We start from the raw sequence: 8,184 nt of genomic DNA, 5'->3' as shown, positions 1-8,184 counted from the left end.
TTTTTCGTCTTGCGACGTTAAGAATCCGTATCTTCGAGTGCCCACACAGATTGTCTGATAAATTGTTAAAGAGCAGTGCCGCTTCGCTTTTTCTCAGCGGCGCGGGGTGTGCATAATACGCTTTCCCGCTTCAGAGTCAAGCATTTTTTTGCTTTTCTCTGTCGAGATTCTCAGGAGAACCCCGCTGACCCGGCGGCGTGTTTGCCGTTGTTCCGTGTCAGTGGTGGCGCATTATAGGGAGTTATTCCGGCCTGACAAGAGGAAATTTAAAATAATTTTCCAACCGCGCAACATTCAACCAAATCAGTCTAAAACTGCCAGTTTTTCGAGCGTTTCGAAGCCGTAGCGCTGTAAAACGGGCAATAATTGTTCAGCTTCTGGCGTCATTGCCATACAAAAGGCAATATTCGCATCGGCGGATTTTGCATCCGGGGCTTCATGTTCTAACAACCAGGCCGTTCGGCGAGCAATCGCTGCGCCAGAATCCACCAGCCGTGTTCCCTCTGGCAGCACTTGTAACAGTTCTTCTTGTAGTAGAGGGAAGTGGGTACACCCCAGAACAACGGTATCTGGTGGCTCTTTCATTCTTAACCACGGGCGCAAGATACGCTTTAGTGCATCCAGAGAAACATCTTCGCCATGCAGCTTCGCTTCAGCCAACTCAACCATCTCTGCCGAGCCCAGCATTTCTATCTGGCATTCATTAGCGAAACGCGCGATCAGCTCATGAGTATAAGAACGTTTAACTGTTCCGCGGGTTGCCAGTAATCCGACAATGCCATTAGCTGTCAGACGTGCCGCTGGCTTAATTGCCGGAACGACACCGACAACCGGGAACGCAAACTTCTCGCGTAATGCAGGAAGTGAAACGGTACTGGCGGTGTTGCAAGCGACCACTGCCAGCGCAAGGGGATAGCGTTCTTGCACTGCGGTGACAATTGCCACCACTCGCTCAACAATAAACTCTTCGCTTTTTTCGCCATACGGGAAAGCGACGTTATCGAAAGCATAAATGTAATGGAGATCCGGTAAGAGATGCCGGATCTCGTCATAGACCGACAACCCACCAACGCCGGAGTCAAACACCAGCACGGTGGGACGTGGTTCAGAAGGTGTAGCTGCCAGACAAGGTGTATTCCCGTCCTGCAGTTTGGTAGCCATAGACTGTCTCATAATCTTTGTCGAACAGGTTGGCTATTTTACCACGAACTGTCAGGTGAGAGGTGACCGGATACGCAACCGCAAGATCCCACAAGCTCACACCGCCCATTTTAACGGTTTGATAAGGATAAGATGAGTAATCCTTATCATAGCGAGTGCCTAAATACTGATAAGTAATACCCCAGTCGAAGTCATACAACTGCCAGTCGAGCTGGTATTTCACCTGCTGTTTAGCACGGCGTAACAACGGCGTGTCGGTAATTGCATTGCGCGCATCGACATAATCATAACTCACAGTATGCGTCAGTGGTCCGGTATCAAAATTGGCGGTCGCCTCGACGCCCTTAATCCGCGCTTTCCCTTCGTTGTAATATTTCAGGGTGTGATCATCATAATCTATCAAGTCACTGACATCGTTACGATATCCGGAAATACGCCAGTTCACCCCAGCGGTTAAGCCTTCAAACGCGCCTTCCCACTGTTTGCTTTTCTCCGGGTCCAGATTCGGATTTCCGTAGAAGCCATACAGTTGCCCAAGATTTGGTGCCTTATAAGATGTCCCGTAGGAAGCAATGAAGCGATAACCTTCGATAAATTCCCAACCGGCGCTGGTTTGCCAGGTTCCATGACGACCAAACTGTGAGTTATCGTCGCTGCGTGCTGCGCCTTCAAAGGTAAAATCGCCGACTTGTTGCAGCCCGGTCAGATAGATGCCGGTATTACGTTGATCATATCCATCCTCTACATAACCTGTACCCGGCGTTGTAGTCTGTTTCTGCCAGTCAACACCCGCACCAATACTACCGTGACCAACGATGACATTGTTTGCCCACTGGACGGTGTATTGCTTCATCTCATCAAGCGTCGCCGACGAATCATAACGACCATAATGCGGATCGTAGTTGTAATCTTTGCTATGGCTATAGCTGGTAATGAGTTGTGATTTAATCAGTTCGCCGTTATAGCGCAGCCCGGCGTCCCAACTTTGGCTATAGAGTTTACGGGTATCGAGCAACGGTGAGCCGGGAGAATAATATGCGTCATAATTGGTACGGTTATCATAGCCATAGCCGCGCACAAAACCGCTCCAGACATCAGTAAAGTTATGCTCCAGCGCGCCATAAAGCGTTTTACTTAAAAAACCATCGTTATCTGGCTGAGCTTGCGTTCCGGTATTACCATAGGCGACAACATCATAACCATGAGTATGGGCATAATCGCCCAACAGCGTTACCCGTGTCTTATCTCCCAGTTGTTGCTGTGTAGAAACATCATAGTTCTGATAGCTATTGCTTCCCCACCCTGCTGAAATTTCCGTTCCGGGTTGATCGCGCGTCGTGATGATATTCACGACCCCACCTATTGCATCGGAACCATAGACGGCGGAGCGCGGCCCACGGATATATTCAACACGCTGGACAAGCGCAATAGGGAACTGGCTAAGGTCGGCAGAACCACTCACCCCCGCCAGATTCAGGCGGACGCCATCAATTAACACCAACACATGACTGGCATTTGTACCGCGAATAAAAATAGATGAGAGCTGACCTGAACCGCCGTTTTGGGTGATATCGACACCCGGAAGACGGCGCAGCACATCATTGACCGAGGTCGACTGCCAGCGGTCGATATCCTGACGCGTCACAACGGTGGTTGGTGCAAGCACAGTGCTGCGCGGCTGTTCAAAACGGTTAGCAGTAACGACGAGAGTATCCGGGCTGGTATCCTGTGCCCAAGCGGAAAATGCCGTGACGGAACACGCCGTCAGCAGCGAAGCTTTTTTAATCATTGTAAAGCATCCACAATAGAAGAAGGATGCCGCAGGCTTCATCAATATTACGCGATGATGAGAACCAGATGCGACGTTAGCCGGCAGGTCTTCGGGCTTGGAGGGGTATATAAAATACTAAGAGATGATGACTTCCCACCGGATGGCAGTGTCCGCATAACGCAATCATCGCACCTTTCCTTACCGCTGCGCGTCAGCTCCAGATTTGCACTGGATTCCCTATTAACTCACAGGACCGGCGAGTGGATGCTACAGGTTGTAACAAGTTGCTGTCCAGACGTAGCTCACAAATAGGAATACATCAAGATCTGGACATCTGATGAGCAATCCCTACAATCGCCGCGTACATTTCATTTTCAGGATACATCATGACCCCCGAACACCTTCCAACAGAACAGTATGAAGCGCAGTTAGCCGAAAAAGTGGTACGTTTGCAAAGTATGATGGCGCCGTTTTCTGACCTGGTTCCGGAAGTGTTTCGCTCGCCGGTCAGTCATTACCGGATGCGTGCGGAGTTCCGCATCTGGCACGATGGCGATGACCTGTACCACATCATTTTCGATCAACAAACCAAAAGCCGTATCCGCGTGGATAGCTTCCCCGCCGCCAGTGAACTTATCAACCAGTTGATGACGGCGATGATTGCGGGTGTGCGTAATAATCCCGTTCTGCGCCACAAGCTATTCCAGATTGATTACCTCACTACGCTGAGTAATCAGGCGGTGGTTTCCCTGCTGTACCATAAAAAGCTGGATGACGAATGGCGTCAACAGGCGGAAGCTCTGCGCGATGCGTTGCGCGCACAAAATTTAAATGTGCATCTGATTGGTCGGGCAACGAAAACCAAAATCGCGCTGGATCAAGATTACATCGACGAACGTCTGCCGGTCGCAGGGAAAGAGATGATCTACCGTCAGGTAGAAAACAGCTTTACCCAGCCGAACGCGGCGATGAATATTCAGATGCTGGAATGGGCGCTGGACGTCACCAAAGGCTCAAAAGGCGATTTACTGGAGCTGTACTGCGGCAACGGTAACTTCTCATTAGCCCTGGCGCGCAATTTTGATCGGGTATTAGCCACCGAAATCGCCAAGCCGTCGGTCGCTGCCGCGCAATACAACATTGCCGCTAACCATATTGATAACGTCCAAATTATTCGTATGGCGGCAGAAGAATTTACTCAGGCGATGAATGGTGTGCGCGAGTTTAATCGCCTGCAAGGGATCGACTTGAAGAGTTATCAGTGCGAAACCATTTTTGTCGACCCACCGCGCAGCGGTCTGGACAGTGAAACCGAGAAAATGGTGCAGGCGTATCCACGTATTCTGTATATCTCCTGCAACCCGGAAACATTATGTAAGAATCTGGAAACATTAAGCCAGACGCACAAGGTTGAACGTCTGGCTCTGTTTGATCAGTTCCCCTATACGCACCATATGGAGTGCGGCGTATTACTGACCGCTAAGTAAAGCCCATGCCGGATGCGCTAGCATCCGGCATGAACCGATTACTCAGCAACTTCCTGCTTACGGTTACGCATCTTCGCGCCAATCCAGAACACCATAATGACGGACAGTACTGCCGGGAAGAAGTTAGAGCCGATATCCGGATATTCCGCACGAACTACCGTGCTGTACAGCAGTACGCCGAGAATAAAACAAGCAGCAGCCAGACCCGGCAAGCCTACCGGCATAGTGCGATTAAGATAACGTTGATGCAGGCAGTAAACTGTCAGCACCAGGGAAATAATGGGGAATACAGAAAATGGCACAATGGAGCTAAACAGCGCTGCGAAAGTACCATTAATCGATAAGCCAGCCACCAGCGCCAGCAGCAGCGTACCTCTATCTTGATTTGCTTGTTTCATTACTCGTCCTTCACATTTCCCGGAATAATTGCGGTTTTCTCTTGTTCACGGCGATACCAGTAATAAGCCCCTTTCGAAATCATTCGCAGTTGCAGTACCAGTCGCTCTTCTAATTGCCGACGTTGTTCGACGCCGACGTCCAACGCCTCGGCACCCGCACTGAAGACAATCGTCACCATGGCTTCGGCTTGCGCTTCAGTAAACGCACGCGGCATATGGTTTTCGAGTTCCAGATAGTCCGCAAGTTCCGCAATGAAGTGCTGAATTTCACGCGCAACGGCGGCACGAAACGCAGCGGAGGTGCCGGAGCGTTCCCGCAATAATAACCGGAAGGCGTTAGGATTATTACCGATGAACTCCATAAATGTGGAGACCGAGGTGCGGATCACACTCCCGCCTTTGGCGATACGCTGACGCGCCTGGCGCATGAGTTGGCGTAGCATTAAACCGCTCTCATCAACCATGGTCAGACCGAGTTCGTCTACGTCGCGAAAATGCCGGTAAAAAGAGGTGGGAGCAATGCCCGCTTCACGCGCCACTTCACGCAAACTCAGGCTGGCGAAGCTGCGTTCAGCACTTAATTGGCTAAATGCGGCTTCCACCAGCGAACGGCGGGTTTTTTCTTTTTGTTGCGCTCTTACGCCCATCACGATGTCTGAATCCTTGCCAAAAGTACTGCAGGCACTATACCAGAGAATGAACATACTGGATTGCTCCAGTGTTGTGAATGAACGGTAACGCAATAAAACATATTTACTGCAATTCTTTGGCCGGTTCTTTTACGAACAACGGAAACCTGCCACTTAAACGGTGAGTACTGGCGATAAAAATCCAATAAAACGTTCAAGGCAAAAGTAAGAAACAGACAAAGCAAAGGCCGCTCACGATATAGCCAGATAAATGACGGGGATCAATTGGCTTACCCGCGATAAAATGTTACCATTCTGTTGCTTTTATGTATAAGAACAGGTAAGCCCTACCATGCCACATTCCTACGATTACGATGCCATAGTAATAGGTTCCGGCCCCGGCGGCGAAGGCGCTGCAATGGGCCTGGTTAAGCAAGGTGCGCGCGTCGCAGTTATCGAGCGTTATCAAAATGTTGGCGGCGGTTGCACCCACTGGGGCACCATCCCGTCGAAAGCTCTCCGTCACGCCGTCAGCCGCATTATAGAATTCAATCAAAACCCACTTTACAGCGACCATTCCCGACTGCTCCGCTCTTCTTTTGCCGATATCCTTAACCATGCCGATAACGTGATTAATCAACAAACGCGCATGCGTCAGGGATTTTACGAACGTAATCACTGTGAAATATTGCAGGGGAACGCTCGCTTTGTTGACGAGCATACGTTGGCGCTGGATTGCCCGGACGGCAGCGTCGAAACACTAACCTCTGAAAAATTTGTTATTGCCTGTGGTTCTCGCCCTTATCATCCAACAGATGTTGATTTCACCCATCCACGCATTTATGACAGCGACTCAATTCTTAGCATGCACCACGAACCGCGCCATGTACTGATTTACGGTGCTGGAGTGATCGGCTGTGAATATGCGTCGATCTTCCGCGGTATGGATGTAAAAGTGGATCTGATCAATACCCGCGATCGCCTGCTGGCATTTCTCGATCAAGAGATGTCAGATTCTCTCTCCTATCACTTCTGGAACAGTGGCGTAGTGATTCGTCACAACGAAGAGTACGAAAAGATCGAAGGCTGTGACGACGGTGTGATTATGCATCTGAAGTCGGGCAAAAAGCTGAAAGCCGACTGTCTTCTCTATGCCAACGGTCGCACCGGTAATACCGATTCGCTGGCGTTACAGAACATTGGGCTGGAAACTGACAGTCGTGGACAGCTGAAGGTCAACAGCATGTATCAGACCGCACAGCCACACGTTTACGCGGTGGGCGACGTGATTGGTTATCCGAGCCTGGCGTCGGCGGCCTATGACCAGGGGCGCATTGCCGCGCAGGCGCTGGTGAAAGGCGAAGCCACCGCACATCTGATTGAAGATATCCCTACCGGTATTTACACCATCCCGGAAATCAGCTCTGTGGGCAAAACCGAACAGCAGCTGACCGCGATGAAAGTGCCATATGAAGTGGGCCGCGCCCAGTTCAAACATCTGGCACGCGCACAAATCGTCGGCATGAACGTGGGCACGCTGAAAATTTTGTTCCATCGGGAAACAAAAGAGATTCTGGGCATTCACTGCTTTGGCGAGCGCGCAGCCGAAATTATTCATATCGGTCAGGCGATTATGGAACAGAAAGGTGGCGGCAACACTATTGAGTACTTCGTCAACACCACCTTTAACTACCCGACGATGGCGGAAGCCTATCGGGTAGCCGCGTTAAACGGTTTAAACCGCCTGTTTTAACACTTTATCGAAATGGCCATCCATTCTTGCGCGGATGGCCTCTGCCAGCTGCTCATAGCGGCTGCGCAGCGGTGAGCCCGGACGATAAACCAGGCCAATAGTGCGGCGTGGTTCCGGCTTAATACACGGCAAATAAACAACCCCATCGCGTTTACGCTCCGGCGGCACAGCCAGCGCAGGCAGTAAAGTGATCCCGCTACCTGCCGCCACCATGTTGCGCAGAGTTTCCAGGCTGGTCGCGCGGAAGTGTGTATCTTCATCCGCCCCGGCTTCAAAGCAGAAACCCATTGCCTGATCGCGCAAACAGTGACCATCTTCCAGCATCAGCAGTTTTTCCCCTGCCAGATCGGCCATTGGTACGCATTCGCGGTTCGCCCACGGGTGATCTTCATAGATAGCCAGCAACATTGGCTCATCAAACAACGGCACTTCAATGAATGCTTCGCTCTCTTTCACCAGCGCGAGGATCACGCAATCGAGTTTGCCGCTGTCCAGTTGCGCCAGTAACTGGTGGGTCTGTGCTTCATGCAGATACATTTCCAGCTTTGGAAAGGTCTGGTGCAGCATCGGGATAATATGCGGTAACAGGTAAGGCCCAACCGTGGGAATCAAACCAATATGCAGCGGCCCGGACATTGTCTCGCCCTGCTGGCTTGCCATCTCTTTAAGGACTTTCACCTCACGCAGCACGGTACGCGCCTGATCCACCAGCAGCATTCCCGCCTGGGTGAATAACACTTTACGGCTGGTCCGCTCCAGCAACATCACGCCCAGCTCATCTTCCAGCTTACGAATTTGCCCGCTAAGCGTCGGCTGGCTAACGTGGCAGGAATCTGCCGCACGCCGAAAATGACGGTGTTCAGCCAATGCCACCAGGTACTCAAGATCACGAATATTCATTATCCATCCTCCATCGCCACGATAGTTCATGGCGATAGGTAGAATAGCAATGAACGATTATCCCTATCAAGCATTCTGACTGATA

7 protein-coding genes and 1 riboswitch are annotated in these 8,184 nt (G+C 50.9%); of the genes, 2 read left to right on the top strand and 5 right to left on the bottom strand.

Annotation, left to right across the window (positions count from 1 at the left end; genetic code table 11):
• Positions 1–303: 303 nt before the first annotated feature.
• On the bottom strand, positions 304–1,161 hold the full coding sequence (gene murI, locus FQZ95_RS02620) for a glutamate racemase (RefSeq protein ID WP_160529860.1): 858 nt from the start codon (positions 1,159–1,161) through the stop codon (positions 304–306).
• Positions 1,106–2,950, bottom strand: a complete 1,845-nt coding sequence (btuB, locus tag FQZ95_RS02615; RefSeq protein WP_105279095.1) for a TonB-dependent vitamin B12 receptor BtuB — start codon at positions 2,948–2,950, stop codon at positions 1,106–1,108. Before btuB ends, murI begins: the two co-directional genes overlap by 56 nt.
• Positions 2,951–3,015: 65 nt before the next feature.
• A riboswitch (cobalamin riboswitch) is annotated at positions 3,016–3,205 on the bottom strand.
• Between the two features lie 113 nt (positions 3,206–3,318).
• Here btuB and trmA point away from each other — a divergent pair.
• On the top strand, positions 3,319–4,419 hold the full coding sequence (gene trmA, locus FQZ95_RS02610) for a tRNA (uridine(54)-C5)-methyltransferase TrmA (protein ID WP_000187026.1): 1,101 nt from the start codon (positions 3,319–3,321) through the stop codon (positions 4,417–4,419).
• 38 nt (positions 4,420–4,457) lie between these two features.
• Here trmA and FQZ95_RS02605 read toward each other — a convergent pair whose 3' ends face one another.
• Entirely contained in the window at positions 4,458–4,817 is a 360-nt protein-coding gene (locus FQZ95_RS02605) for a YijD family membrane protein (RefSeq protein WP_000806411.1), read from the bottom strand.
• Positions 4,817–5,467, bottom strand: a complete 651-nt coding sequence (fabR, locus tag FQZ95_RS02600) for an HTH-type transcriptional repressor FabR (protein ID WP_001309117.1) — start codon at positions 5,465–5,467, stop codon at positions 4,817–4,819. Before fabR ends, FQZ95_RS02605 begins: the two co-directional genes overlap by 1 nt.
• A gap of 331 nt (positions 5,468–5,798) precedes the next feature.
• On the opposite strand from fabR, the gene sthA reads away from it, so the two are divergent.
• Positions 5,799–7,199 carry a Si-specific NAD(P)(+) transhydrogenase gene (sthA, locus tag FQZ95_RS02595; RefSeq protein ID WP_160529859.1) on the top strand — a complete coding sequence of 467 codons (1,401 nt, stop codon included), beginning with the start codon at positions 5,799–5,801 and terminating at the stop codon, positions 7,197–7,199.
• Here sthA and oxyR read toward each other — a convergent pair.
• Positions 7,182–8,099, bottom strand: coding sequence for a DNA-binding transcriptional regulator OxyR (gene oxyR / locus FQZ95_RS02590; RefSeq protein ID WP_001025939.1), 918 nt, complete (start codon positions 8,097–8,099; stop codon positions 7,182–7,184). The genes sthA and oxyR overlap by 18 nt on opposite strands.
• Positions 8,100–8,184: the final 85 nt, after the last annotated feature.

Source organism: Escherichia sp. HH41S, assembly GCF_009820115.1.
Classification (GTDB): domain Bacteria; phylum Pseudomonadota; class Gammaproteobacteria; order Enterobacterales; family Enterobacteriaceae; genus Escherichia; species Escherichia coli_F.
The sequence above is the reverse complement of the archived record's forward strand: the minus strand, read 5'-3'. Positions and strand labels throughout refer to the sequence as shown.

What these genes read in the sequence shown, in the direction of transcription:
- murI (WP_160529860.1), bottom strand. Translation starts at nt 1,161, where the DNA reads ATGGCTACCAAACTGCAGGACGGGAATACACCTTGTCTGGCAGCTACA.
- btuB (WP_105279095.1), bottom strand. Translation starts at nt 2,950, where the DNA reads ATGATTAAAAAAGCTTCGCTGCTGACGGCGTGTTCCGTCACGGCATTT.
- trmA (WP_000187026.1), top strand. Translation starts at nt 3,319, where the DNA reads ATGACCCCCGAACACCTTCCAACAGAACAGTATGAAGCGCAGTTAGCC.
- FQZ95_RS02605 (WP_000806411.1), bottom strand. Translation starts at nt 4,817, where the DNA reads ATGAAACAAGCAAATCAAGATAGAGGTACGCTGCTGCTGGCGCTGGTG.
- sthA (WP_160529859.1), top strand. Translation starts at nt 5,799, where the DNA reads ATGCCACATTCCTACGATTACGATGCCATAGTAATAGGTTCCGGCCCC.
- oxyR (WP_001025939.1), bottom strand. Translation starts at nt 8,099, where the DNA reads ATGAATATTCGTGATCTTGAGTACCTGGTGGCATTGGCTGAACACCGT.